General features: G+C 66.8%; 24 protein-coding genes. 14 read left to right on the top strand and 10 right to left on the bottom strand.

What is annotated here, in order from left to right; translation table 11 throughout:
- Positions 1-6 precede the first annotated feature (6 nt).
- The 8 genes from ACZ5R1_RS14070 to ACZ5R1_RS14035 all read left to right on the top strand — a co-directional run bounded on the left by ACZ5R1_RS14070 (position 7) and on the right by ACZ5R1_RS14035 (position 7921).
- On the top strand, positions 7-2181 hold the full coding sequence (locus tag ACZ5R1_RS14070; RefSeq protein ID WP_464712418.1) for a HAMP domain-containing methyl-accepting chemotaxis protein: 2175 nt from the start codon (positions 7-9) through the stop codon (positions 2179-2181).
- A 7-nt stretch (positions 2182-2188) separates the two neighbouring features.
- Positions 2189-2692, top strand: a complete 504-nt coding sequence (locus ACZ5R1_RS14065; RefSeq protein WP_027597644.1) for a chemotaxis protein CheW — start codon at positions 2189-2191, stop codon at positions 2690-2692.
- Positions 2693-2773: 81 nt separating this feature from the next.
- Positions 2774-4429: a methyl-accepting chemotaxis protein gene (locus tag ACZ5R1_RS14060; protein ID WP_464712417.1), complete on the top strand. Its 1656-nt coding sequence runs from the start codon at positions 2774-2776 to the stop codon at positions 4427-4429.
- Positions 4429-4899 carry a chemotaxis protein CheW gene (locus tag ACZ5R1_RS14055; RefSeq protein ID WP_027601273.1) on the top strand — a complete coding sequence of 157 codons (471 nt, stop codon included), beginning with the start codon at positions 4429-4431 and terminating at the stop codon, positions 4897-4899. Before ACZ5R1_RS14060 ends, ACZ5R1_RS14055 begins: the two co-directional genes overlap by 1 nt.
- Before the next feature lie 10 nt (positions 4900-4909).
- The gene (locus ACZ5R1_RS14050) at positions 4910-5713 is read left to right on the top strand and encodes a CheR family methyltransferase (protein WP_027597646.1); all 804 of its coding nucleotides are present in this window, start codon (positions 4910-4912) and stop codon (positions 5711-5713) included.
- Positions 5714-5739: 26 nt separating this feature from the next.
- Positions 5740-6225, top strand: coding sequence for a chemotaxis protein CheD (locus ACZ5R1_RS14045; protein WP_262378336.1), 486 nt, complete (start codon positions 5740-5742; stop codon positions 6223-6225).
- Positions 6222-7292: a protein-glutamate methylesterase/protein-glutamine glutaminase gene (locus ACZ5R1_RS14040; RefSeq protein ID WP_027597648.1), complete on the top strand. Its 1071-nt coding sequence runs from the start codon at positions 6222-6224 to the stop codon at positions 7290-7292. Before ACZ5R1_RS14045 ends, ACZ5R1_RS14040 begins: the two co-directional genes overlap by 4 nt.
- A 53-nt stretch (positions 7293-7345) precedes the next feature.
- Positions 7346-7921: a DUF1349 domain-containing protein gene (locus tag ACZ5R1_RS14035; RefSeq protein WP_464712416.1), complete on the top strand. Its 576-nt coding sequence runs from the start codon at positions 7346-7348 to the stop codon at positions 7919-7921.
- 15 nt (positions 7922-7936) lie between these two features.
- On the opposite strand, the gene ACZ5R1_RS14030 is transcribed toward ACZ5R1_RS14035, so the two are convergent.
- Positions 7937-8407, bottom strand: coding sequence for a MaoC family dehydratase (locus ACZ5R1_RS14030; protein ID WP_007162137.1), 471 nt, complete (start codon positions 8405-8407; stop codon positions 7937-7939).
- 259 nt (positions 8408-8666) lie between these two features.
- On the opposite strand from ACZ5R1_RS14030, the gene ACZ5R1_RS14025 reads away from it, so the two are divergent.
- The 4 genes from ACZ5R1_RS14025 to ACZ5R1_RS14010 all read left to right on the top strand — a co-directional run bounded on the left by ACZ5R1_RS14025 (position 8667) and on the right by ACZ5R1_RS14010 (position 16215).
- Positions 8667-10346, top strand: coding sequence for a long-chain fatty acid--CoA ligase (locus ACZ5R1_RS14025; RefSeq protein WP_115946811.1), 1680 nt, complete (start codon positions 8667-8669; stop codon positions 10344-10346).
- 152 nt (positions 10347-10498) lie between these two features.
- Positions 10499-11278: an SGNH/GDSL hydrolase family protein gene (locus ACZ5R1_RS14020; protein WP_464712415.1), complete on the top strand. Its 780-nt coding sequence runs from the start codon at positions 10499-10501 to the stop codon at positions 11276-11278.
- Positions 11279-11406: 128 nt separating this feature from the next.
- Positions 11407-15432: an ATP-dependent RNA helicase HrpA gene (gene hrpA / locus ACZ5R1_RS14015; protein WP_108581961.1), complete on the top strand. Its 4026-nt coding sequence runs from the start codon at positions 11407-11409 to the stop codon at positions 15430-15432.
- A 57-nt stretch (positions 15433-15489) separates the two neighbouring features.
- Complete coding sequence (locus tag ACZ5R1_RS14010) at positions 15490-16215, top strand: Mut7-C RNAse domain-containing protein (protein ID WP_007162141.1); 726 nt, start codon at positions 15490-15492, stop codon at positions 16213-16215.
- On the opposite strand, the gene ACZ5R1_RS14005 is transcribed toward ACZ5R1_RS14010, so the two are convergent.
- Complete coding sequence (locus ACZ5R1_RS14005) at positions 16212-17045, bottom strand: DUF1206 domain-containing protein (protein ID WP_044341338.1); 834 nt, start codon at positions 17043-17045, stop codon at positions 16212-16214. The two genes, ACZ5R1_RS14010 and ACZ5R1_RS14005, sit on opposite strands and share 4 nt — an antisense overlap.
- 141 nt (positions 17046-17186) lie before the next feature.
- Between ACZ5R1_RS14005 and ACZ5R1_RS14000 the strand changes: the two genes are divergently transcribed.
- Positions 17187-17660 (top strand): GreA/GreB family elongation factor, encoded by a 474-nt coding sequence (locus ACZ5R1_RS14000; RefSeq protein WP_042137814.1) that lies wholly within the window; start codon positions 17187-17189, stop codon positions 17658-17660.
- 417 nt (positions 17661-18077) lie between these two features.
- Here the strand turns inward: ACZ5R1_RS14000 and ACZ5R1_RS13995 are convergent, their stop codons facing one another.
- From ACZ5R1_RS13995 to ACZ5R1_RS13960, 8 genes are all read right to left on the bottom strand, one after another.
- Entirely contained in the window at positions 18078-18365 is a 288-nt protein-coding gene (locus tag ACZ5R1_RS13995; RefSeq protein ID WP_044341337.1) for a hypothetical protein, read from the bottom strand.
- A gap of 16 nt (positions 18366-18381) precedes the next feature.
- On the bottom strand, positions 18382-19407 hold the full coding sequence (locus ACZ5R1_RS13990) for a TerC family protein (protein WP_115946813.1): 1026 nt from the start codon (positions 19405-19407) through the stop codon (positions 18382-18384).
- A gap of 143 nt (positions 19408-19550) precedes the next feature.
- The gene (locus ACZ5R1_RS13985) at positions 19551-19970 is read right to left on the bottom strand and encodes an SgcJ/EcaC family oxidoreductase (RefSeq protein WP_284671539.1); all 420 of its coding nucleotides are present in this window, start codon (positions 19968-19970) and stop codon (positions 19551-19553) included.
- A 159-nt stretch (positions 19971-20129) separates the two neighbouring features.
- A complete protein-coding gene (locus ACZ5R1_RS13980) occupies positions 20130-20441 on the bottom strand; it encodes a DUF6482 family protein (protein ID WP_027601267.1) in 312 nt (103 codons plus the stop codon).
- A 125-nt stretch (positions 20442-20566) separates the two neighbouring features.
- Entirely contained in the window at positions 20567-21619 is a 1053-nt protein-coding gene (locus ACZ5R1_RS13975) for a lipocalin-like domain-containing protein (RefSeq protein WP_464712414.1), read from the bottom strand.
- The gene (locus ACZ5R1_RS13970; RefSeq protein WP_464712413.1) at positions 21609-24068 is read right to left on the bottom strand and encodes an FtsX-like permease family protein; all 2460 of its coding nucleotides are present in this window, start codon (positions 24066-24068) and stop codon (positions 21609-21611) included. Before ACZ5R1_RS13970 ends, ACZ5R1_RS13975 begins: the two co-directional genes overlap by 11 nt.
- Positions 24065-24739: an ABC transporter ATP-binding protein gene (locus ACZ5R1_RS13965; protein WP_058790809.1), complete on the bottom strand. Its 675-nt coding sequence runs from the start codon at positions 24737-24739 to the stop codon at positions 24065-24067. The genes ACZ5R1_RS13970 and ACZ5R1_RS13965 overlap by 4 nt, the downstream gene beginning before the upstream one ends.
- A 63-nt stretch (positions 24740-24802) precedes the next feature.
- Positions 24803-25093, bottom strand: a complete 291-nt coding sequence (locus tag ACZ5R1_RS13960) for a hypothetical protein (RefSeq protein WP_042137805.1) — start codon at positions 25091-25093, stop codon at positions 24803-24805.
- A gap of 255 nt (positions 25094-25348) precedes the next feature.
- On the opposite strand from ACZ5R1_RS13960, the gene ACZ5R1_RS13955 reads away from it, so the two are divergent.
- Positions 25349-26122 carry an FKBP-type peptidyl-prolyl cis-trans isomerase gene (locus tag ACZ5R1_RS13955; RefSeq protein ID WP_007162159.1) on the top strand — a complete coding sequence of 258 codons (774 nt, stop codon included), beginning with the start codon at positions 25349-25351 and terminating at the stop codon, positions 26120-26122.
- The last annotated feature ends 32 nt before the right edge of the window (positions 26123-26154 follow it).

Here is a 26154-nt window from a genome sequence, read left to right as displayed (position 1 = left end):
ACCGACATGACCGTCATCAAGAAAATGCTGCTGCTGGTGCTGTCAGCGCTATTGGGCATCCTGGTACTGGCCGGCACCGGGCAATACGAAATCGACAAGGTGTTCCAGGCGGCCAACTACGGCAACGACAATACCGTTCCCAGCCTGAAGGCGCTGGGTGATGTCAATGACAGCCGCTCCGACTACGTGGTGGGCATCTATCGCCATGTGCTGTCGACCAGCAGCGAAGCCATGACCACCGCCGAGCAGGACCTGGCCGCGGCCAAGGAACGCATTGGCCAGAGTCTCGCCAAGTACGAGACGCTGGTCTCGGACGACCGCGATCGTGGCCTGCTGGCCGCCGATCGCGCCGCCTTCACGGCGCTGTTCAACCTGGGCGACCAGGTCATCGCCCTGTCGCGGCAGAATCGCAACGACGACGCCCAGGCCCTGATGCGCAGCCGCACCGACGTGATGCTGGCCATCAACAAGGCCCTCGACGAGCACGTCGGCTACAACGAGAGCCTCGCGCAGCAGGGCGTGCAGGTCGCTCAGAAGACCAAGGTCGAGGCCACCTGGCTGGCCCTGTCCATCGCCCTGGCGACCCTGCTGGCGGTGGCCCTGCTGGGCTTCTTCATCACCCGCAACCTGCTGCGTCAGCTGGGCGGTGAGCCCGCGGCGGTGGCGGCCCTGGCCGGCCGTGTGGCCGCCGGTGATCTGCCCGATGACATCAAGCTGCGCGGCGACGACAAGACCAGCCTGATGGCGGCCATGCAGAACATGGTCACCACCCTGCGTGGCCTGATCGGCGAAATGAGCAGCATGTCGGCGGCCCACGACCGCGGTGAAACCGTGGTGCGCATCCCGGCTGAGCGCTTCCAGGGCGCTTATCGCAACATGGCCGAAGGGGTCAACGGCATGGTCGCCGGCCACCTGAGCGATTCCGCCAAGGCCATGGCCTGCGTCAAGAGCTTTGGCGAGGGCGATCTGTCGGTGGCGCTGGAGCGCTTCCCCGGCCAGAAGGCGGTGATCAACGACAACCTCGAACAGGTCCGCGGCAACATCCAGCGCCTGGTCGAAGACGCCAACCAGCTCAGCCAGGCGGCCATGGCCGGTCGTCTCGACACCCGTGCCGATGCCAGTGCCCACCAGGGCGACTTCCGCCGCATCGTCGCCGGCATCAACGGCACCCTCGACGCCATCGTCGCCCCGGTCAACGAAGCCATGGGCGTCATGGCCGGGCTCGCCCAGGGCGACCTGAGCCGCACCGTGCGCGGTGACTACCAGGGCCAGTTGCTGGAGCTCAAGGAGTCGATCAACGGCACCGTCGGCAAGCTGAACCAGATCATCGGCGACGTGCGCCTGTCCGCCGATGCGCTGGCCAGTGCCTCGGAAGAGATCTCCGCCACCGCCCAGAGCATGAGCCAGGCCAGTACCGAACAGGCCGCCTCGGTCGAGGAGACCAGCGCCAGCGTCGAGCAGATGTCGGCCTCCATCGCCCAGAACACCGAGAACGCCAAGGTTACCGATGGCATGGCCGGCAAGGCCGCGCGCGAGGCCAACGAAGGCGGCGAAGCGGTGGGTGAGACCCTGGTGGCCATGAAGACCATTGCCGAGAAGATTGGCATCGTCGACGACATCGCCTACCAGACCAACCTGCTGGCGCTCAACGCGGCCATCGAGGCGGCCCGCGCCGGCGAGCATGGCAAGGGCTTCGCCGTGGTGGCCGCCGAGGTGCGCAAGCTGGCCGAACGCAGCCAGATCGCCGCCCAGGAAATCGGCACCGTGGCCAAGAGCAGCGTGGCCCTGGCCGAGCGCGCCGGGTCACTGCTCGACGAAATGGTACCGTCCATCAGCAAGACCTCCGATCTGGTACAGGAAATCGCCGCTGCGTCCGAAGAACAGAGTAGCGGAGTCACTCAGATCAATAGCGCCATGCTGCAACTCAACCAGATCACCCAACAGAACGCCTCGGCCTCGGAAGAGCTGGCCGCGACCGCCGAAGAAATGAGCGGTCAGGCCGAGCAGCTGCAGCGCCTGATGGGCTTCTTCCACACTGGCGAGGGTCGTGCGGTCCAGGACCTGGAGCGTGCCATCGAGCAGACGCGCCCGGTCGCCAGCCGCACGGCCCAGCCAACCTCGCGTCGTCCGCAGATGGCCGCGGGCGGCCTGCCGGACGGTTACGTCCGCTTCCCGGAGTAATGGCTTCATGACAGCCCTGACCCTTGGCGACATCGCCCACGAACACCTCGGCCATCAGCACCTGACCTTCGTGGTCGATGGGGAAACCTATGCGGTGGATACCCTCGCGGTGCGCGAGATCATCGAGTTCGGCCAGCTGACCCAGGTCCCGCTGATGCCGGCCTGCATTCGCGGGGTGATCAACCTGCGCGGCGCCGTGGTCCCGGTGGTCGATCTGGAAGCCCGCTTCGGCGGGCGACCGACCCGGGTCGGCCCGCGGACCTGCATCGTCATCCTGGAAGTGTGCGCCGACGAAGACACCCAGGTGCTGGGCGTGGTGGTGGATGCGGTGAGCGAGGTGCTGGAAATTGCCGCGGCGGACATCCGTCCGGCGCCGGCCTTTGGCAGTCGCCTGGCGCCGCACTTCATCGCCGGCATGGTCAAGTCCGAGGACGGCTTTCTGACCCTGCTCGACGTGGCCCAGGTCCTGGATGTGCAGGAACTGGCGAGCCTGGCCCAGGCTGCCAGCTGAGAGATTCCGCATTGCATGGGCGACGGTAACCGGCGCCTCTAAAACGAAACAGTCGTAACCGGCGCCGGAGGCGCTTCCACCATGCTGAACACTCTTCGCGTCTCGACCAAGCTGGCGATCGGTTTCGGGACCGCCATCCTGATGCTGCTGCTGGTCATGGGCGTCGCCCTGCTCAACATGGGCACCATGAAGGACTCGGCCGACAACATGTCGAAATTCCGTTTCCCCATGACCGTCCAGGCCAACACCCTGGTGCGCAACACCCTGGACAGCGGCCGCCTGATGCGCAACCTGCTGCTGCTGGACGATGAGCGTGCCCTGGCCAAGACCAAGGAAGACATCGCCAAGGTCCGTTCGGGCAACGGCGAGATCCTTGCCGATCTGCAGAAGAAGATCACCAGCGACGAAGGCAAGCAGAAGCTGGCCGCTGCCGTGGATGCCCGTCAGCGCCTGCAGGACAAGTACGGCGAATTCTTTCGCCTGCTGGACACCGACCGCGGCCAGGCTCGTGACTATCTGCTGAACGTCTTCGCCCCCAACAACAACGAGCTGGTGGCCGCCCTTGGCGCCCTGAACGACCTGCAGGCCCAGCGCATGCAGGAAGCTGGTGAAGCGGCGACCGACGCCTATGTAGATGCCCGCAATCTGATGATCGTGATAGGTACGGTGGCAGTCCTGATCTCCATCCTGCTCGGCTACCTGATCACCCGCAGCCTGATCCGGCAGCTGGGTGGTGAACCCGCCTATGCCGCCGAGGTGGTGCAGCGCGTCGCCCGCGGCGACCTGAGCGTCGAGGTGGCGACCCGCGAGGGCGATACCACCAGCATGCTGGCCTCGGTGCGCACCATGACCACCACCCTGGCGCAGATCATCAGTGACGTGCGCAGCTCGGCCGATGGCCTGGCCAGCGCCTCCGAAGAGGTTTCGGCCACCGCCCAGAGCATGAGCCAGGCCAGCACCGAGCAGGCCGCCTCCGTCGAGGAAACCAGCGCCAGCATCGAGGAGATGTCGGCCTCCATCGCCCAGAACACCGAGAACGCCAAGGTCACCGACGGCATGGCCGGCAAGGCCGCGCGGGAAGCGGACGAGGGCGGCCAGGCCGTGCGCGAGACCCTGGTGGCCATGAAGACCATCGCCGACAAGATCGGCATCGTCGACGACATCGCCTACCAGACCAACCTGCTGGCGCTCAACGCCGCCATCGAGGCCGCCCGTGCCGGCGAGCATGGCAAGGGCTTCGCCGTAGTGGCCGCCGAGGTGCGCAAGCTGGCCGAACGCAGTCAGGTCGCCGCCCAGGAGATCGGCACCGTGGCCAAGAGCAGCGTCGCCCTGGCCGAACGCGCCGGGTCCCTGCTGAGCGAGATGGTGCCTTCCATCAACAAGACCTCCGACCTGGTGCAGGAAATCACCGCGGCCTCCGAAGAGCAGAGCGCCGGGGTCGAGCAGATCAATGGCGCCATGCTGCAGCTGAGCCAGATCACCCAGCAGAACGCCTCGGCGTCCGAAGAGCTGGCCGCCACCGCGGAAGAGATGAGCGGCCAGGCCGAGCAGCTCCAGCAGATGATGGAATTCTTCACCCTGAGCGGTTCGCCGGTGGCCCAGCAGGTCGCCCGTCCGGGCGCCAAGCGCTCGGGTCCGAGCCTGGCCGAGCGCACCTCTGCCCTGATCGACTCACCCCGGCGTGCGGCCCGTGGCAGCGTGCCGGCCGGTTTCGCCCGTTTCGAGGAGCAAGCCTGATGCTATTGCGCCAGTTTCTGACCTTTCAGCTTGCCGGTGATCTCTACGGCGTGAACACCAGTTGCGTGCGGGAGATCATCGAGTACGGCGCGGTCACCACGGTGCCCATGCTGCCGCCGGCGATCCGTGGCGTCATCAACCTGCGCGGCGCCGCCGTGCCGGTCATGGACCTCGGCGTGCGTTTTCGCAACGAGGTGACCGAGACCTCCCGCCGCAGCTGCATCGTGGTGCTGGAAATCCAGGTCGACGGTGGCCCCCAGGTGTTCGGCATCGTGGTGGACGCGGTCTGCGAGGTGCTGGAGATCGCCGCCGACGGCATCGAGCCGGCGCCGCGCTTCGGCGCCTCGATCCGCACCGACTTCATCCTCGGCATGGCCAAGCAGGGTGCCGGTTTCGTCATCCTGCTCGACATGGATCGGGTCCTGGGCGCAGACGATCTCGCCCAGCTCGCCGCCATGACGGCTGCCTGAGTCGCCGGCCATGGAACTCCCCGCGCTGACCGACAGCGAATTCCGTCAGTTTCGCAGCTTCATCTTCCGGGTCGCCGGCATCAGCATGTCCGATGCCAAGCGCCCGCTGGTGAGCGGTCGCCTGGCCAAGCGCGTGCGCCAGCGCGGTACGCCCAGCTATGACGCCTATTTCCAGCTGATCCAGCGTGACCAGGCGGAATGCCAGATGGCGGTCGATCTCTTGACCACCAACGAGACCTACTTCTTCCGCGAGCCCAAGCACTTCGACTTCCTGCGCGAGCAGGTGCTGCCGAACTGGGACAGACGCCAGCCGCTGCGACTGTGGAGCGGCGCCTGCTCCTCGGGGGAGGAGCCCTATACCCTGGCCATGACCCTGGCCGAAGGGCTGGGCGAGCGCCCCTGGGAAATCGTCGCCTCCGACCTCAGCACCCGGGTGCTGGCCAAGGCGCGCAACGCCCAGTATCCGCTCGCCGAAGCCGAGAACATCCCGCCGGCGCTGTTGCGGCGCTATTGCTTCAAGGGCGTGGGCGAGAACGACGGCACCTTTCTGGTGGATCCGCGGCTGACCGCGCGGATCGCCTTTCGCCAGATCAATTTGAACAACTCGCTGCCGGAGCTGGGCACCTTCGACATCATCTTTCTACGCAACGTGATGATCTACTTCGACGTGCCCACCAAGCGCCAGGTGGTGGCCCGTCTGGTTCGCCACCTGCGACCCGGTGGCTACTTCTTCGTCAGCCATTCCGAGAGCCTCAACGGGGTGACCGACGCCCTGAAAATGGTCAGTCCTTCCATCTATCAACGTCCGCTCTAGCCATGGCAGCCGCGCCGGAACTGTTCTTGCGTCCTGGCGACTGGTATTTCGGCCAGGGCGATTTGCGGATCCGGACCATTCTGGGCTCCTGCGTGTCCTTTGTCTTCTGGCACCCGCAGCGACGCCTCGGCGGCATGACCCATGCGCTGCTGCCCACGCGTCAGCGCGCCGCTCCCGGCGCACCCGCCGACGGCCACTATGTCGACGAATCCCTGCAATTGATGCTGGGGGCGATCGCCCGCCACGGCGGTGATCTCTCCGGCTACCAGGTGCACCTCTACGGGGGTGGCAACATGTTTCCCCAGCTTCTGCGCGGGCGCGTCCGCAACATTGGCGACGTCAATGTCGAGGCGGCGCTGGCGCAGCTGGCCCAGGCCGGTATCCATTCGGTGCGGACCCATGTCCGCGGCGCCGGCCATCGCAAACTGTCCCTGGACCTCGTCGACGGCCGGGTGCTCATGCAACAGGTGGAGCTACCCTATGTTCCGCCGCTTACGAGACTTACTCCATGAACAAGATCAAGGTCCTTATCGTCGACGACTCCGCCGTGGTGCGGCAGGTGCTCGCCCAGAGTCTCGCGGAGGATCCGGCCATCGAGGTGCTGGGGGTCGCCGCCGACCCGGTGTTCGCCCAGGACAAGATGCGCAAGCAGTGGCCCGACGTCATCGTGCTGGACGTGGAGATGCCGCGCATGGACGGCATCACCTTTCTCAAGAAGATCATGGCCGAGCGCCCGACCCCGGTGGTGATCTGCTCGACCCTGACCGAGAAGGGCGCCGCCACCACCCTGCAGGCCATGGCCGCCGGGGCGGTCAGCATCGTCACCAAGCCCCAGGCCAACCTCAAGCAATTCCTCAAGGACGCCTCGGACGACCTCACCAGCGCGGTCAAGGCCGCCGCTCGGGCCAATCTCAAGCGCCTGGCGCCGCGTGGCGTGCCGGTGGTGCCGACGCCCAAGCTCAGCGCCGACGCCATCCTACCGTCCGGCGGCAGCCCGGCCATGGCGCGCACTACCGAGCGCATCGTCGCCCTGGGTACATCCACCGGCGGCACCCAGGCCCTGGAAGCGGTGCTGACCTCGCTGCCGCGGGTCTGCCCCGGCATCGTGGTGGTCCAGCACATGCCCGAGCGCTTCACCGCCGCCTTCGCCGAGCGCCTGGATCGCCTCTGCGAGCTGGAGGTGCGCGAAGCGCGGCATGGCGATCGGGTCCTGCCGGGACGGGTGCTGATCGCGCCGGGTGGTCGCCACATGCTGCTCAAGCGCAGCGGTGCCCAGTACCAGGTGGACGTGGTCGACGGCCCGCCGGTCAGTCGTCATCGCCCCTCGGTGGACGTGCTGTTCCGCTCGGTGGCGCGGGCCGCCGGCAGCAATGCCCTGGGGATCATCATGACCGGCATGGGCGACGACGGCGCCCGTGGCCTCAAGGAGTTGCGCGACGTCGGTGGCCGTACCCTCGGCCAGGACGAAGACAGCTGCGTGGTCTACGGCATGCCCAAGGAAGCCATGAAGCTCGGCGCGGTGGAGCAGGAGATCGGCCTCAACCAGATCGCCGCCGCCATCCTCAAAGGTGGGGTCTAGACGAACTTGCGGGGCAGGCGGGACTCCAAGCGCGAGCACGCGAGGAGAGCCCCATGTTCGACATCTGCCACTGGATCAACGAGCCTGAAACCTGGCTGGCCGAGCCCGAGCGGCTGCGGGTCATCACCGATCGCCACAGTGACTTCTGGAGCCACACCCACGACGGCGGCGAGCGCCACAGCGGCCACTTCTTCGGCGCCCGGGTCACCAGCGGCTTCACCGCCCAGCTGCGGGTGGCGGCGCGCTGCAAGAACCAGGGCGACCATGCCGGCTTGATGGTGCGGATCGACGAGCAGCACTGGCTGCGGGCCGGCATCGGCTACTTCGATGATACCCCGCAATTGCTCAGCGTCCTGACCCTGGGACGCTCGGATCTGGCCGTGGGCGCACCGCTGGGCGAGCGCGAAGAGCTGTGGCTGAGGATTACCCTGACCCAGGGCACCCTGCGGGTCCAGGCCTCGCTCGACGGTCAGCGCTGGCCGCTGCTGCGCCTGGCCAGCCTGCCCGTCGCCGCCGAGTACCGGGTCGGCCCGGTCTGTGGCACCCCGGAGCGAGGTGGCATGGAGGTGGCGTTCAGCGACTTCAGTCTGCAGGCCCCGCTGCAGCGAGGCCTGGCCGATCTGAGTTGAGGCGGGGAGGGCGACTCAGCCGACGGTGACGGGGGGCAGTTCGACCTGCTGCACCTGCACCGGCTTGCGCGGGGCGACCACCTTGGCGACCCCGTCGACGACCTTGTCACCGTGCTGGTTGAACACCCGGGTGGCCAGGTTCACGCGAAACTTCGGCAGCTTTTCCAGCACCTCGATTTCCACCGTCAGGGTATCGCCCAGCTTGACCGGCTTTTCGAAGGTCATGGTCTGGTCGACATAGAGGGTGCCCGGGCCCGGCAGGTTGCAGGCCACCGCGGCGCTGATCAGGGCGCCACTGAGCATGCCGTGGGCGATGGGCTCGCGAAACAGCGTCTTGGCGGCGAATTCGGCGTCCAGGTGCAGCGGGTTGCAGTCCCCGGAGAGGGCGGCGAACAGCAGCACATCGCGCTGCTCGATGGTGCGGGTCACGGTCACCTTCTGGCCGATCTCGAGGGCTTCATAAGGGATGTTTTCGGTCAGGCTCATGACGCGCTCCGGCAGCTGTGACAAGGCGGCGGACGCCGCGAAGCCGGGCATTCTACCCAGGCTCGCCGCCCGAGGCTAATCGACGCCCGGAAAAGCCCCGAGAGAAGGTGACCATAAGTGACCATCTGGTCATTAGGTGACGTTCAGGGCGGATATTGATGCTGTTGCGGGCAGGGCAAAGCTGCTAGGCTCGCAGGGCCGGTTCAGCGCTGATCACGGCACTCCAACGAACAATAACCATAGAGCGGGAGCGGGCTGCATGATGCCGAATTTCTGGAGTGACAAATATCCCGAGGGCATCCAGACAGACATAGACCTGGACCGTTATCGCAACGTCCTGGCGGTATTCCGCGAGGCCTGCCAGACCTACGCCGAGCGCCCGGCGTTCAGCAACCTGGGTCGTACCCTGAGCTACCGCGAACTCTATGAGCTGTCCGGTCAGTTCGCCGCCTACCTGCAAAAACATACCGACCTGCAACCCGGCGATCGCATCGCCGTGCAGATGCCCAATGTGCTGCAGTATCCGGTGGTGGTCTTTGGCGCCATGCGTGCCGGCTTGGTGGTGGTCAACACCAACCCGCTGTACACCGCCCGCGAGATGCAGCACCAGTTCAAGGATTCCGGCGCCCGGGCGCTGGTCTGCCTGGCCAACATGGCGCACCTGGCCGAACAGGTGCTGCCGCAGACCGACATCCGGCACGTCATCATCACCGAGGTCGGCGACCTGCTGCCGACCTTCAAGCGCCTGCTGGTCAACGCCGTGGTCCGCCACGTCAAGAAGATGGTGCCGGCCTATCGCATTCCCCATTCCATCCGCTTCGTCGATGCCATGACCAAGGGCGAGCACGTCGATTTCGTCGACGCCGACCCGGCGGCCGAGGACGTCGCCGTGCTGCAGTACACCGGCGGCACCACTGGCATCGCCAAGGGCGCCATGCTGACCCACCGCAATCTGGTGGCCAACATGCTGCAGTGCCAGGTGCTGATGACCAAGTACCTGGGCGGCGGTGCCCAAGTGATGATCGCGCCGCTGCCGCTCTATCACATCTATGCCTTCACCATTCACTGCATGGCCATGCTGATCCAGGGCAACCACAACGTCCTGATCACCAATCCGCGCGACCTGCCGGCGCTGGTCAAGGAACTGCGGCAGTGGCGCTTCAACGGCTTCGTCGGCCTCAACACCCTGTTCGCCGCCCTGTGCAACAACGAGGATTTCCGCCAGCTGGATTTCTCCCAGCTCAAGGTGACCTTTTCCGGTGGCATGGCGCTGCAGCAATCCGTGGCTCTGCGCTGGGAAGAGGTGACCGGCTGCGGCATCTGCGAAGGCTATGGCATGACCGAGACCAGTCCGGTGGTGAGCTTCAATCCGCTGGAGCGGCGCCGGCTGGGCACCATCGGCGTGCCGGTGCCAGGCACCGACTGCAAGGTGGTGGATGCCGATGGCGTGGCCCAGAGCTTCGATACCCCTGGCGAACTGTGCGTCAAGGGCCCCCAGGTCATGAAGGGCTACTGGCTGCGTCCCGAGGCCACCGCCGAGGTGCTGGACGCCGAAGGCTGGCTGCGCACCGGCGACATCGCCGTGATCGAGCCGGATGGCTATCTGCGGATCGTCGATCGCAAGAAGGACATGATCCTGGTGTCCGGCTTCAACGTCTATCCCAACGAGCTGGAAGAGGTACTCTCCCAGTTGCCCGGGGTGCTGCAGTGCGCCGCCATCGGTATCCCCGACGAGGTGGCGGGGGAGAAGATCAAGGTGTTCGTGGTGCCCAAGCCCGGTGCGTCCCTCACCACCGAGCAGGTGCTCAAGCACATGCACGACAACGTCACCGGCTACAAGCGACCCAAGCTGGTGGAATTCCGCGACAGCCTGCCGACCACCAACGTCGGCAAGATCCTGCGTCGCGAACTGCGTGACGCCGAACTCAAGAAGGCGTAACAGGACTTCACTATGTCCCCCGCGCCGCTACCTCTCGTCGACTGGTAGCGGTGCCGCTGGTTTCCAAGCATGGTTTTCGCAAGAGGTTCGGGTATAAACCGCAGGCGGCATTTTGCCGTCACCTCTCCGACCTCTTTCCTTGAGGACACACCATGCGAATTAGCGTACGCCAGGCCGTGCTGGGCCTCTTCCTGTTGGGCTCCAGCGTGCTCGGTCAGGTCCAGGCCGGTGAACCCATCCGCGTCCTGTTCGTGGGCAACAGCTACACCTTCGTCAACGATCTGCCGGCGATGGTCCGTCAAATGTCCGTCGACGCCGGTCAGTCGCGCCCGCTGGACGTCAAGCATGTGACCTTCAGCGGCGCCAGCCTCGAGGAACACTGGAAGCGCCACGACGTGCAGGACGAGCTGGCCAAGGCCAACTACGACTACGTGGTGATCCAGGACCACAGCATGATGCCGGTGAAAAATCCGGACCTGACTCGTCAGTACGTGCGCCTGATCGCCGACCTGGCGCGCAAGGACGGTGCCCAGCCGATCCTCTACCTGACCTGGGCCCGGCAGAACAACTCGACCATGCAGGCGCAGCTGGACAGCGTCTACACCTCCCTGGCCAAGGAAACCGGCGCGCTGCTGGCCCCGGTGGGCCAGGCCTGGCAGAAGGCCCTGGCCGATCAGCCGCAACCGGGTCTGTTCCTGCCCGACGGCAGCCACCCGTCCTTTACCGGTACCTACCTGACCGCCTCGGTCTTCTATGCCCTGATCTACGGCACCCGTCCGCCGCTGCCGGCCGCCGGCGAAAAGATCAAGTTCGATCACGCCGACCCCGCCGATTTGCAACAGGACGCCTGGAAGGCCCTGCAGTCTTTGGACATGGCCCTGCGCACGCCGCCGGCCAAGCTGAACGTGGCCAGCGTCCAGGCCAAGCGCTGAGTCCGTTCCGCCGCTGCGCGCCGTCCGGCCGCGCAGCGGTTTTCCGCCCGCCGTTCTTGTAAAGCCCCGCCGCACCCCCCAACTCTTTTACACTTACCGGTCCAAGCGACCGCCGTCGAAAGAGTTTCATGACCGATACCCCCTCCGTTGCCCGTCTCGCCGCCAACCTGGATCAGGCCTTCAACGCCGATCGCCATCGCCTGAGGCGCCAGCTCCAGGCCCTGCAGAAACAGCCTGATCCGGCCCGCGAAGCCCAGTGGCTGGAGCGTTTCCAGGCGTCCTGCGCCAAGGTCGAGGCGCGGCGTGCCAGCGTGCCGACCATCCGTTACGACGACGCCCTGCCGATCGCCGCCAAGCGCGAGGAGATCAAGCGCGCCATCGCCGGCCACCAGGTGGTGGTGATCGCGGGTGAGACCGGTTCGGGCAAGACCACCCAGCTGCCCAAGATCTGTCTGGAATTGGGCAGGGGTGTGCAGGGGCTGATCGGCCACACCCAGCCGCGCCGGCTGGCGGCGCGCAGCGTGGGTGCCCGGGTGGCGGAGGAACTGGGTTCGCCGCTGGGCGAACTGGTCGGCTATCAGGTGCGGTTCGAGGATCAGAGCACCGATGCCACCCTGATCAAGCTGATGACCGACGGCATCCTGCTGGCCGAGACCCAGCACGACCGCTTTCTCGAACGCTACGACACCATCATCGTCGACGAGGCCCACGAGCGCAGTCTCAACATCGACTTCCTGCTGGGCTTTCTCAAGACCCTGCTGCCGCGTCGCCCCGATCTCAAGCTGATCATCACCTCGGCCACCATCGACCTGGAGCGCTTCTCCCGGCACTTCGACGGCGCGCCCATCGTCGAGGTGTCCGGGCGGACCTATCCGGTGGAGACCTGGTATCGCCCGCTCAGCGCCGAGGTGGACGAAGACGGCGAGCGCCTGGTGGACGATCTCTCGGTGGACCAGGGCATCCTCCAGGCACTGGACGAGATCGAGGCCCATGAGCGCAGCGTCGGTCAGCGTCCGGGCGATGTGCTGGTGTTCCTGCCCGGCGAGCGCGAGATCCGCGACTGCGCCGAGGTCCTGCGCAAGGCCCAGCTGAAATTCACCGAGGTGCTGCCGCTCTATGCGCGCCTGACGCCGGCCGAGCAGCAGAAGATCTTCCAGCCGCGTCCGGGGCGCAAGATCGTGCTGGCCACCAACGTCGCCGAGACCTCGCTGACCGTGCCGGGCATCCGCTACGTGATCGACAGCGGCACCGCGCGCATCAGTCGCTACAGCTATAGAGCCAAGGTCCAGCGCCTGCCCATCGAAGCCATCTCCCAGGCCAGCGCCAACCAGCGCAAGGGCCGCTGCGGCCGGGTCGAGCCGGGCATCTGCATCCGCCTCTACAGCGAAGAGGATTTCCTCGGTCGACCGACCTTTACCGATCCGGAGATCCTGCGCACCAACCTGGCGGCGGTGATCCTGCAGATGCTGCATCTGCGCCTGGGTCGCATCGAGGACTTCCCCTTCATCGAGCCGCCGGATGGCAAGGCGATCAAGGACGGCTTCACCCTGTTGCAGGAACTCTCGGCGGTGGACGTCGAGGGGCGCCTGCTGCCCCTGGGGCGGCAACTGGCGCGCCTGCCCGTCGATCCGCGCCTGGGCCGCATGCTGCTCGAAGCGACCGAGCAGGGCAGCCTCGCCGAGGTGCTGATCGTCACCAGCGCCCTGTCGGTGCAGGACCCGCGCGAGCGCCCGGCGGACCGCCAGACCCAGGCCGATCAGGCCCATGCCCAGTGGAAGGACCCGGATTCCGACTTCGCCGCCCTGGTCAATCTCTGGCACGGCTTCGAAGAGCAGCGCCAGGCGCTGGGCTCCAACGCCCTGCGCAGCTGGTGCCGCAAGCACTTCCTCAACTACCTGCGGCTGCGCGAGTGGCGCGATGCCCATCGCCAGCTGACCCTGCTGTGCCGCGAACTGGGGCTCCAGGCGCGCAAGGCCGACAGTCCGGCGCCGGCACCGGCGGAAGTCGGCAACCGACCTGCGCCGACCACCGACAAGCACGTCAACGCCAAGGCCCAGCAACAGGCCGAAGCCAGCGAGGCGGCGGTACGCGCCCGCGGCTATGCGGCGCTGCACAAGGCCATTCTCGCCGGCCTGCTCAGCCAGATCGGCCAGAAGAGCGAGGACGGCGACTACCTGGGCGCGCGCCAGCGGCGCTTCTGGATCCATCCCGGCAGCGTCATCGGCCGCAAGAAACCCAACTGGATCATGGCCGCGGAGCTGGTGGAGACCACCAAGCTGTTCGCCCGTATGGTGGCCAAGATCGAACCGGACTGGATCGAGCCGGTGGCGGGCCACCTGGTCAAGAAGACGCACCTGGAGCCCCACTGGGAGAAGAAGCGCGGCCAGGTGGTGGCCTATGAGCAGGTCACGCTCTATGGCCTGATCGTGGTCGGCCGCCGCCCGGTGCACTTCGGCCCCATAGATCCGCCTGCCGCCCGCGAGCTGTTCATCCGCGAAGGCCTGGTGCGCGGCGAGATCAACAGCCGCGCCAAGTGCCTGGCCGCCAACCGGGCGCTGCTGGAGCGGCTGGACGAACTGGAAGCCAAGGCCCGCCGCCGCGACATCCTCGCCGATGAGGAAACGCTGTTCGACTACTATGCTGCGCGTCTGCCGGCGGACGTCTACCAGACCGCCACCTTCGACAGCTGGTACCGCCGCGAGAGCGCCAGGCAGCCCGATCTGCTGATCATGCGCGAGGAAGACGTCCTCGCCCGCGAAGCCAGCGAGGTGACCGCTGCCCAGTATCCGGACACCCTGCGCCTGGGCGAGCTGATTCTGCCGCTGTCCTACGAATTCGACCCGACCCATCCGCGCGATGGCGTCACCCTGCGGGTGCCGGCGCCGCTGTTGCCGCAGCTGCCGCCGCAGCGCCTCGACTGGCTGGTGCCGGGATTGCTCTACGATCGCTGCGTGGCCCTGGTGCGCAACCTGCCCAAGGCGCTGCGCAAGAACTTCGTGCCGGTGCCGGATTTCGTTCGCGCGGCGTTGGACAAGATCCCCTTCGGCGAGGGCTCGCTGCACGAGGCCCTGGGGCGCGAATTGCAGCGCATGACCGGCGCCCGTATCCCCGACGAGGCCTGGCCGGAGGCCGAAGCCGGCCTGGATCCGCACCTGCGCATGAATCTCGAGGTGGTCGATGCCCAGGGCAAGCCGCTGGGCGAAGGCCGCGACCTGGCCGAGGTGACGGCGCGCTTCGCCCAGGAGAGCCAGGCGGCTCTGGCCCTGCCGACGCAGAAACGCCAGGAGCAGCGCCCGGTGGAGGCCAAGGCCTTCGCCGAGGTGGCGGCCAAGACCCAGCAGCAGGTGGCCGGCCTTTCCATGACGGTCTATCCGGCGCTGGTGGACGAGCAGGGCACGGTGCGCGAAGGCCGCTTCGCCACCCAGGCCGAAGCGCGCTACCAGCATCGCCGCGCCCTGCAGCGACTGCTGCTGCAGCAACTGGCGGAGCAGGCCAAGTTCCTGCGCGGCAAGTTGCCCGGCCTCACCGAACTGGGCCTGCTGCACCGCGAACTGGGTCGGCCAGAGGCGCTGGTGGAAGACATCCTGCTGGCCAGTCTGGACGCCGCCATCCTCGCCGACGACGCCGAGCTGCCCCGCGATGGCGCCGGCCTGGCTTCACTGGCCGAGCGGCGCAAGGGCGGCTGGACCGAGCAGGCCGAACGGATCGCGCGCCTGACCCTGGAAATCCTCAAGCTCTGGCATGGCCTGCAGAAGAAATTCAAGGGTCGCATCGACCTGGCCCAGGCGGTCGCCTTGAACGACATCAAGGCGCAACTGGCCAGCCTGGTCTATCCCGGTTTCGTCCGGGATACGCCGCTGGAATGGCTCAAGGAGTATCCGCGCTATCTGAAGGCCATCGAGCAGCGCTTCGACAAGCTCGGCAGCCAGGTGCAGCGCGATCGCGTCTGGAGCGGGGAGCTGGCCGGGCTCTGGGAGCAGTATCGCGCCCGCGCCGCCAAGCATGGCCAGGAGGGCAAGCGCGACGCCAATCTGGAGCTCTATCGCTGGATGCTGGAGGAATACCGCGTATCCCTCTGGGCCCAGCAGCTGGGCACGCGGATGCCGGTGTCGGACAAGCGATTGAACAAGCAGTGGAGTCTGGTGGAGGCCTAGCGCGGTCATCCATCGGAACCCTCCCAGGCCCGGGTCGGCCGCTGGCATAGTGAGGCCATGACCCAGGCCAGCTTTCGCTTCCACGGCGCCCTCGAACGCTTTCTGGCCCCGACCCGTCGCGGCCGGGTGATCCGGGTCGAATGCGCCGCGGTGGCGAGCGTCAAGCATCAGATCGAAGCCCTCGGTGTGCCCCATACCGAGGTGGGTCTGCTGCTGATCAACGGCGAGGCGGCTGCGCTGACGCAGCGACTGGACGACGGCGATGAGGTCATCGTTCATCCGGCGCAGGCCGAGAGCTCAGGCGAATCCGCGCCTGGTCATCCAGGGGCAGGGCGTCCGCGCTTCGTCGCCGATGCACACCTCGGTGCGTTGGCGCGGCGTCTGCGCATGGCGGGCTTCGATACCCTGTACGACAACGCCTATGCCGATCCGGCCCTGGCCGATCTCGCCCGGCGCGAGGAACGTATCCTGCTCACCCGGGATCGTGAATTGCTCAAGCGACGGCAGGTGCTGCATGGCTGCTATGTGCATGCCCTGCGTCCGGAGGCGCAGCTGCAGGAGCTCTACCAGCGCCTGGGTCTGCGTCCCTGGGCGTTGCCCTTTTCGCGCTGTCTGGCCTGCAACTCGAGTCTGCAGGCGGTCAGCCTGGCGGAGGTCGCCGATCGCCTGCCTCCGCGCGTGCGGGAACGCCACCGGCATTTTCTGCACTGTCCGCACTGCGACAAGCTGTTCTGGGAAGGCAGCCACTGGCGCGCCATGCGCGAGCGGCTGGCGCTGGTCTAACGCGGCAATACCTGGCGCAGCGAGCCACCCACGTCCGGCAGGTCCATCTCGATGCGCCGCCACCAGGCTTCCGCGAAGCTGTAGCAGGCGAAGGCGATCAGGCCGAGGCCGACCACGGACAGCACCAGTCCGCCAAAGGGCAGATTCTGCAGGCCGTTCAGGGCGTCCTTCATGCCCGGCGGATGCAGCGCCTGGTAGCGCGAGCCGCTGACCACCAGCAGGACGGCGATCTCGACGAAGGCCACGCCCCGGGCGATCAGCCCGAAGCGGCCGATGGGCCGGATCAATCGCAGCTGCTCCGGACTGGCTTCGAGATAACGCTCGAAGCTGGCCTTCCAGCCCTTCACGAAATGGGCAAGGCCCACGCCCAGCGGAATCAGCGCAGCGACGTACACCAGCAGGTTGGAATAGCGCCAACCGAGGAGCGTCTGCAGTAGGTCGTTGGTTTCCCCACCCGAGCCACCGCCCTGGCGCAGACCACTGACCAGCAGGCCGAGGGCGAAGAAGGCCAGGGCGCCATAGGTGATGCCACCCACCAGCAGGCCGGTGCGGATCACCAGGCCCTTGGGCTTGCTGCCATGGTCATCCACATCGCGGATGGCCTGGAGGATGCGCCAGGCCGCGAAGGCGACCAGGCCGACCACCACCAGGCCGACCAGGAAGTGGCCGAAGGGCTGGGCGAGCAGGGCTTCCAGGCTGTCGTGGCTGTCCGCTGGTTGGCCGGAGCCGCGTGCAGCCAGCAGCGCCAGCACGCCGATGATGAGATAGACGAGACCGCGGGCGGCATAGCCGCCGCGGGCCAGGAGAGTGAGTCCGGTACGGGTGCGCATCTGTTATGTCCTGTTACATCCTGCCTTGTACTGACCGGCGGCCCGCGTACGGGTTCTGGCGGGCGGACATGCGCACCGGGGATGCTGGCGGGACGTGGCGTTAGGCCTTAGGCTCGCACCCTTTGCCTCGGCGACAGTTTCATGGACAAAGCTCGACTGCTCACCCTCATTCTCCAGGCGCTGGAAGCCGACCGCGAGGTCATCAGCCAGCAATTGGCGGCCAGCCATGAAGCGGCCACCCACAGTGAAAGCAAGGCCGAGAACAAGTACGACACCCGCGGTCTGGAAGCGGCCTACCTGGCCGATGGCCAACGCCGCCGTCTGCACGAGATCGAGCTAGCCCTGGCCGCCTACCGCGCGCTGACTCCCATGACCATGAGCGACGGTGTCCGCGTCGGCGCCCTGATCGAACTCACTACCGCCACGGCCAGCCGCTGGCTGTTCCTCGGCCCGGATGCGGCGGGACTCAAGGTCAGGCTGGATGGTCAGGAGGTGCTGGTGATCTCCCCGCGCGCGCCCCTCGGTCAGGCATTGCTCGGGCGGGAGGAGGGCGACGAGGTGGCGGTGACCGTGGAAGGCAAGGTGCACCGGCAGGAGATTCTGGCGGTGTATTAGCGTAGGGCAGAGGTAATGTCCTATCTCCGTCGTGGCCTTGGTCCGCTCCCATGGACTGGGCAATGACGGCGGATCGCAGGCTTGCCGGTGCCAATGGAGATGAATGCCCGCTCGGATAGCTCCCTCTCCTCTCGGCAGAGGGTTGGGGTGAGGGTGTCCTTCCACTAAGCCCCAGTGGAAAAGGCTACGCCGTTTTCCGCGCTACGGCGCTATGAAGCTGCGTTGGGGACAATCGCGGCCATGGGCCGCTCCTACCGATCTCGCTTCAGGGCGTCGACCATGTTGTGCGATTGGGACAAAGCTCCAACCATCCAGGTTGGCCGTAGGAGCGGTCGCATCGGCGGACCGCCATGGCCGCGATCAAGAGACGATGAGGTCTGTCGTGATTTCGGGATTGCCGCCAGGGCAATCCCTCTCTCAGGTCTCCACCCCTTCCACCGACCGGTTGGCCCTGGGCGGTGCGGTCTCTTCCTTTTCCTGCTTCGGCCGGTGCTGATCGAGCCAGGCGCGGCTCTGCTGCTGGGCCTCGTCGACCTTCCTGTTCAGCTCGTCGAGAGTTCCGCCCAGGGTTTCCCGGGCCTGTTCGCGGGCGGCTTCTTCCACCTTGGTGGCGAAGCTGTCCGCCGCCTTCTCGGCGCTGTCGCAGCCGCCGAGGCCGAGCAGCAGCAGGATGCCGGCGAGTCCGAGGATGGTTTTGGTGCTCATGTTCGTCCGCTCCTTGTCACGAAGGCCGCTTCAGCGAATCGCGCGGTTCATGACCGGCGGCGCTGTGCTTGGCTTCGCCGCGGGTCTTGTACAGCGAGACCAGCACGCCACCGGCCAGCAGGCCCAGGGTCACGCTCAGGGAGATCGCCGGCGGAATCTTGCCGATGATGCCCACCAGGAAGATCTTGCAGCCGATGAACACCAGCACCAGCGCCAGGGCGTACTTGAGGTAGGCGAAGCGATGAATCATCGCCGCCAGGGCGAAGTACAGCGCGCGCAGGCCCAGGATGGCGAAGACGTTGGAGGTGTAGACGATGAAGGGGTCCTGGGTGATGGCGAAGATCGCCGGCACGCTGTCCACCGCGAACACCAGGTCGGCGCACTCGATCACGACTAGCGCCAGGAACATCGGGGTCGCCCAGAGCACCGCCTTGCCACTGGCATCGGGCTGGCGCACGAAGAAATGATCGCCATGCAGCTCATCGGTCACCCGCATTTTCTTGCGCAGGAATTTGATGAAGACGTTGTCGTCTAGGTTGGGCTCTTCATCCACCTTGGCGAACAGCATCTTGACCCCGGTGATCACCAGGAAGGCGCCGAAGATATAGAGGATCCAGTCGAACTGGTGGATGAGGGCCGCGCCCAGGCCGATCATGATGGCGCGCAGCACGATCACCCCGAGGATGCCCCAGAACAGCACCCGGTGCTGGTACTCGCGGGGGATGGCGAAGAAGCCGAAGATCACCGCCATCAGGAAGACGTTGTCCATGGACAGCGACTTCTCGATCAGGAAGCCGGTGACGTAGTCGAGGCTGGCGTCGGCGCCCTTGAGCTGCCAGACGAAGAGGGCGAACAGCAGACCCGCACTGATGTAGCCGGCGGACAGCAGCAGGCTTTCCTTGACCTCGATGGGCTTGTTCTCCTTGTGGAGCACACCCAGGTCGAAGGCCAGCAGGGCGATGACGACGGCGAAGAAGGTCAGCCACATCCAGGTGGCGGTGCCGAGGAAGTCGGCGAAGAAGAATGCATGCAGGGCGTTCATGAGCCCCTCCTTAGTCAAGTTTCAAGACTATGACTCGACATGGCGGCACACGCCGTCAGAGGGGCCCGGGTCACCAGAACAGGATTTCGAACTCGCGCACATTCGGCAAGGATTGCAGTTTTACAAAATGCAACCGCTCTAGCTCAGGCTTCTCGGGAGGAGTGGTGGCCGGTGATCAGCCAGCGGCCGTCGATCTGCTCGAAGGTGAAGAGGAAGCGCGCGGGCACGCTGATGGCCTGCTCGCCTTCCCGATAGTGGAAGACATAGAGCCCGCCGACCACCACGGTGCCGAGCTTGCTGCTGACCCTTTTCTTGAAGATCTGGACGTCGCACACCAGCCCGTCGTTGGCGAGGAAGTTGCGGAAGTACTCGCGGCGGCTTTCCTCGCTGTCGCGCACCTCGTTAGACAGGGTCGGCACCAGGATGGCGTCCGGCGCATAGAGCGCAAGGATGGCCTCCACGTCGCGGGTGGCAACGGTCGCGGCCCAGGTGTACAGCGCGGCCTTGGCTCCGGCCAGGCAGGCGATCTCTTCGTTGGAGCGGGCAGGAGCGGCGATCGACATGACGGAATCCTCGGGCTGATAGGTGACTGTTATAATATAACAATCAATCCCGGGTGGTTGCGCTGTGGCGACCTATCGCTCGAGGGTGACGCCTGCGCGAGGCGTCCGGGGCACGGAGGTGTCGCCGCCGGTTGCCGGCGACGGCGGGGGCGAGGTGGATCAGCGATTCTCGACCTTCGACCGCAGCGGGATCTCTTCGCGCGAATCGGTCTGGCTCACCGGCTGGCCGACCATCTCTTCATAGACCGCCGGCTGGGCGATGAACAGGCGCACGTCCTTGACGTCATCGAGGATGCGCCGGGCTTCTTCCACCGAGGCCACGTGCAGGGTGGCGCCCTTGTCATCGGCGACGGGGACCGAGGTGCCTTCCACCAGCGCATGGATGACGTAGGAGCCGCCTTCCATGGACACCAGATTGACTTCCTTGACCGCGCCGGCCTTGACCTGCTGATTCAGCTCTTTGACATTCATCGACACACCTCGGTTATCACGCTAACGAGCCCTGCGCAGCGGCAGGAGTAGGTAAGGATTCGAGGCGGGAGCGGGGCCGGGAGTTCCTGAGTGAGATGCGTCCGGGAGGTGTCTCTCCGCTCTTGTCAGTACCCCGTCATTTCCAGGTAGCCCATCCCCCTGGCGCTGCCCTCCACCCTGACCGGACCTTCCCAGTAGGGCGTGCCCAGGGCCATCCAGGCATCGGGGTTGACTGCCGCGATATGCAGATCGAGCTGCTGCCCCGGCAGGGTGATGGACCAGCGTACCGGCACCTCGCGGCCGGCGACCCTGTGGGTGGACTCTGGCGCCAGGCGGATATCGCCGGGATGCAGCGGCTGGTTGTGGCCATCGGCAGCGATCAGGTTGCCGAACAGATAGTGCTGGCCGTCGGCCTGGCGCAGGCGATAGAGCATCAGCTGGCGACCGTCGTCCAGGTGCAGGGAAAACCAGTCCCAGCCCAGCTGGTCCGCGGCCAGGTGCTGGCTGCTCCATTCGCGATCCAGCCAGGCCAGGCCCTTGACCGGCACGCGCCTTCCTTCGATCTCCAATTCGCCCTGGGCCTGGAAGAAGGGCTGGCTGTAGTAGTAGGACGCCTGGCCGCTGGCCGATTTGCGGCTGACCCCGCCTTCGCCCTGGAGCACCAGCGGTCCGGTGGCGGCGAGCTCCAGCTGATAGGCGAAGCCCGGGCCTCGTGCCTGGACCTGCGCTCGACCGGCCAGGTCGCCCGCGAGGCGCCAGTCGTCGATCCAGGCGGCGAAGGGCGCGGCCGTCACGCCGGCCTGGCCGATACCACCGCGACCCTGGGTCTGGGCAGAGAACTGGCGGGTCTCGGTGGTAAGGCCGGCGTGGCCCAGCCAGAGGTTGCCATTGCTCCAGCCAGGCTGGTCGGCGCCGGGCCGCAGGGCATTGCGGAACAGCGTCCACTGCACGCCGTAGTGATGACCCTCGGCATCGCTGAGATTGGCGGTGACGTACCACCATTCGATGCGGAAATCCGGATGAGCACCGTGATCGGCGGGAAAGCTGAAGACCTTGCCGGGCACGACGGGGGCGAAATTCTCGCTGCCCTGGCCAAGGCCGGCGAAGCCTTCGGAAGCCGGTTGCTGGTCGCAACCGTTAAGCAGCAGGAGTGCGACCAGCAGGGCCCTAGCGTTCATTGCCGAGTTCTCGCAGCAGATCCAGCGGTTGACTGCGTTGCAGCCGCAGCAGCGGCCAGGCGGCCGCCACCAGGGTAGCCAGCAGGGCAATGGCGGAAAGCGCCAGCAACTGACCTGGAAAGACCTGCAGCGGCAGTCGCCAGCCAAAGGCCTGGACGTTCACCACCGCCACCAGGCACCAGGCCAGCAGGATACCCAGCGGCATGGCCAGGGCCAGGGTGAGGAGGGCGAGCCCCAGCAACTGGCCCAGGCTCAGCAGGATCAGCCGAGGTCGTTCGATGCCCAGCGCCCAGAGCGGCGCGAGCTGACCGAGACGCCGCTGCGCCTGGCCGAGCAGGGCGATGAACAGGGCGAGACCGGCCACCGCCAGGGTCAGGGCGTTGAGCGCCGCGGTGGCGCTGAAGGTGCGCTCGAAGACCTGGTCGGCATAGCGCCGCAACTGCCCCTGGTCGATGGAATGACTGGTGTCCAGCCCGAAGCGCTGTTGCAGCTTGCCGCGAAGGGCCTCTACCTGCGCCGGCGCCATGCGGATGACGATGCGCACCAGGGCGGCATCCGGCCATAGCGCCCGCAGGCGCGCCTGGGACAACAGCAGATGGCCACGCGGATTGCCATAGTCGGCGTAGGTGGCGAGCACCGTCGCGGACCAGCGCCCCTGGCTGCCCTGCAGCTCCACCCGCTGCCCTTTGGCCACCCCGAGGCGGCGCGCCAGTTGCTCGCTGAGCATCACGCCCTCTCCGGCGAAGAAGGGCGTCCAGGCGTCGCCACCGGCATCGAGCAGCGGCCAGTGCTGGCGATAGAGGTCAGCGTCCAGCACCCCGCTCAGGGTGGACGGCTGGCCTTCAATCCTGGTCTCTAGTTCGTACACCGGGAGCACCGCGCGGACGCTGGATTGCTGGGGTAGCCAGGCGAGCAGGGCCGCGGCCTGGGTAGCATCCTGCGGGCGCAGATAGAGCTCGGCGGCCAGGCGCTGGTCGAGCCAGCCATCGAAGGTGCGGCGGAAGCCTTCGGTCATGCTGCCCGCGCCAACATTGGCCGCCAGCGCCAGCAGCAGCGCCATCAGCGCCTGGGACAGCCCGGGCAGCTGCTGGCGGGCGTCGGCCAGTAACCAGCGTGAAAGCGGGCGCCGGGCCTGCTTGAGGAGCAGATCCAGCAGGGCGCTCAGCAGCGGCGGCAATGCCAGGGCCGCCGCCAGCAGCAGGCAACCGAGCAGGGCCAGGCCGCTGGCCAGGCTGTTGCCACCCAGCCACAGCCCCAGCGCCGCCAGCCCCACCAGCAGGGCGCCCAGGGCCTGGCGCTGGAGCCAGCGGCCATGGGCGGCGCGCCAGGCCTCGCCCTGGGCCAGCGCCAGCAGCGGCAGCCGCGCGGCGCGCCAGAGGCCGTCGGCACCTGCCAGCAGGGCACCGCCCAGGCTGAGGCCGAGGCCGGCCAGCCACCAGGCCGGGCTTAGGGTCAGGCTGCCGGCGATCTCGGCGCCATAGAGGCCACGCAGACTGGCCGCCACGTCGGGCAGCAGCAGCGCCGCCAGCAGATAGCCGCTGGCAACTCCCAGGGCGCCCGCTACCAGGGCGATCAGTGCCAGTTCCAGGGTCAGCGCCAGCACCAGGGTCGCGGCCGACAGACCACAGGCGCGCAGGGTGCGCAGCAGGGCGCGGCGCTGCTCCAGCGCCAGGCCCGTCGCGGCGTGGACGATGAACAGGCCGACGGCGAAGGCCAGCAGGCCGAGCGCCAGCAGATTGAGGTGGAAGCTGTCGGTCAGGCGGTCCAGTTCGGCGCCCTGGTCGTTCTCCAGCCGTTGCAGGTCGACCCCGTCCAGGGTGGGCAGGGCGCGCTGAAAGGTCTTTGGCAGGATCAGCCGGGAAAGCTGGTCCGGTGCGTCCAGCACCCGCTGGGCCTGACCGATGTCCATGACCAGGGTGCCAGGCGCCAGGCCGGGGCGCGGCTGGAGCGGTGGTAGCGCCAGGCCATCGGCGCGGTGCAGCACTTCACCGGCCTGGAGCCGCCATTCGCGCAGCGTTTCCGGCGCGATCCAGGTGGTGCCAGTCGGACCGAGAAAGTCGAACAGGGCCTCGGGCGAAGCGCTGGCCGCCACCCCCCGGTCACTGGGCAGGGTGACCGGCTCGATGCCCAGCAGCGGCAGGGCGCCCTCGCGCTCGGCCAGGGTCAGGCGGCCCTGCAGGACGGGCGACACCGGCCAGCCCTGACGACGCAATTCGACGAACAGCGCCTGGGGAAAGCGTTTGCCGTCCCGGGCTTCCAGACTCGACTGGTCGGCACCGAAGAGGGCGCTGGCCTGGGCATAGCTCTGGCGGGCCTGGGCATTGAGCGCCAGCACCCCGATCAGCAGCGCGGTCGCCAGCCACAGCCCGGCGACTAGGCCGGCCAGTTGCAGCGGATGCCGCCGCCAATGGCTGGCCAGGCTGTGCAGACTCCAGTAGAGCAGTCTCATGGTTGGCCCATGGCTGCGCCGCCGAGACGTCCGCGTTCCAGTTGCAGGGTGCGATCCAGATGGCTGGCGATGCGCGCGCTGTGGGTCACCATCAGCAGGCTGCTTCCGGTCTCGGCGACCAGTTCCAGCAGCAGGGCCAGGGCCTGGTCGCCACTGGCTTCGTCGAGATTGCCGGTGGGTTCGTCGGCGAGCAGCAGGGGCGGCCGGGAGGCGAGGGCGCGTCCCAGGGCCACGCGCTGCTGCTGGCCGCCGGAAAGCTGTTCCGGATAGCGCTCCAGCAGGGCGGTCAGCCCCAGGCGCTCGGCCAGCTCGGCTTGCCAGCGCGGATCATGGCGCCCGGCCAGGCGCGCCTGGAAGGCGAGATTGTCGGCCACCGTGAGGCTGGCGATCAGATTGAATTGCTGGAAGATCAGCCCGATGCCCTCGCGGCGCCAGGCGGCCAGGGCCCGTTCGTTGAGACTGTCGAGTGCCTGGCCGGCGGCCTGGATGTGGCCTCGGTCAGGCCGGTCGAGGCCGGCGACCAGGTGCAGCAGGGTGCTCTTGCCACTGCCGGATTCGCCCATGAGCGCCAGACTCGCGCCCCGCGCCAGGCTGAGGTCCACGCCGCGCAGGACCGGCAGCGGGCCCTGGGGCGTCGGATAACTCTTGTGCAGATCGGTGATGGTCAGCATCGCGCCTCCAGCGCCGGTCGTGGTCTGCAATCGACCGGGCGGGGGCGGCGACGTTCAGCGCGGCTAGCGGCGCTTGGCCTTGCCCTTGCCAGCCTTCTCGTCTTCCTCGCGCTGCAGACGCTCGCACTTGCGCACCATGGTGAGGTAGTACACGGCGCTGCCGGCGAACAGGATGATGGGCAGTGCCAGGGACATCTGCAGCAGGCTGCCGGGGAAGGCGCTGGGCACCCAGTGGTGATAGAGCAGGATGCCGATCGCCAGCAGCACCGAGTACAGCAGGCCGTAGCCACCGGCCTTGCGCGATTCGCGGGCGAGGTCGAGAGGTGGGCGATTCAGATCGTTGGGCTCGAACATGGAGGTCTCTGGCAGGCTCTGAAGAAGGCGCTAGTTTAGCGCCTGGACTCGCGTCGGTCGCCACTGCCCGGGCGTCCCGGACAAGACGTCGCAGGGATAGCCCGCCGCTCGTTCACGCGATGTTCAGGCAGACATAAGCTTGAAATCTTATCCTTTGCAGCCATTTAGAGGCCTGGCGATGGCAAGCGAGCAGGTCTCCTTGTAAGCTCGATCAGTTATTTGAACGCGCACAATGCGCACGGATAAGGAATCAACATGAAACAGTATCGGTTGGCAGCAGCGGTGGCCCTGGTGGGTCTGGTTCTGAGCGGCTGCGACTCCAAGCCCAAGGTCGAGCTGGAAAGCCCGGCCCAGAAGGCGTCCTACGGCATCGGCCTGAACATGGGCAAGAGCCTGGCCCAGGAAGGCATCGACGACCTGGATCCCAAGGCCGTCGCCCTGGGTATCGAGGACGCCGTTGGCAAGAAGGACCAGAAGCTGACCGATCAGCAGCTGACCGAAGCCTTCGCCGCCCTGCAGAAGCGCGCCGAAGAGAAGATGACCAAGGTCAGCGAAGACAACGCCAAGGCCGGCAAGAAGTTTCTCGAAGAGAACGGCAAGAAGCCTGGCGTGATCACCACCGCTTCCGGTCTGCAGTATGAAGTGGTCAAGAAGGCCGATGGCCCGCAGCCCAAGCCCACCGACGTGGTCACCGTGCACTACGAGGGCAAGCTGGTCGACGGCACCGTGTTCGACAGCTCCATCAAGCGTGGCACCCCGATCGACCTGCCGGTCAACGGCGTGATTCCGGGTTGGGTCGAGGCGCTGCAACTGATGCACGTCGGCGAGAAGATCAAGCTGTACATCCCCTCCGAGCTGGCCTACGGCGCCCAGAGCCCGAGCCCGGCGATCCCGGCCAATTCCGTGCTGGTGTTCGACCTGGAACTGCTCGGCATCAAGGACGCCGCTGCCGCGGACGCCGAAGACGCTCCGGCCGCTCCGGCTGCCGAGGCGCCGGCCGCTGCCGAAAAGGCTCCGGCCAAGAAGTAAGCCGCACTCTTTGTACCGAACGCCCTGCCTAG

The sequence above is a fragment of the Pseudomonas sp. Pso3 genome (assembly GCF_055393275.1).
This window is presented reverse-complemented; position numbering and strand designations above follow the sequence as displayed.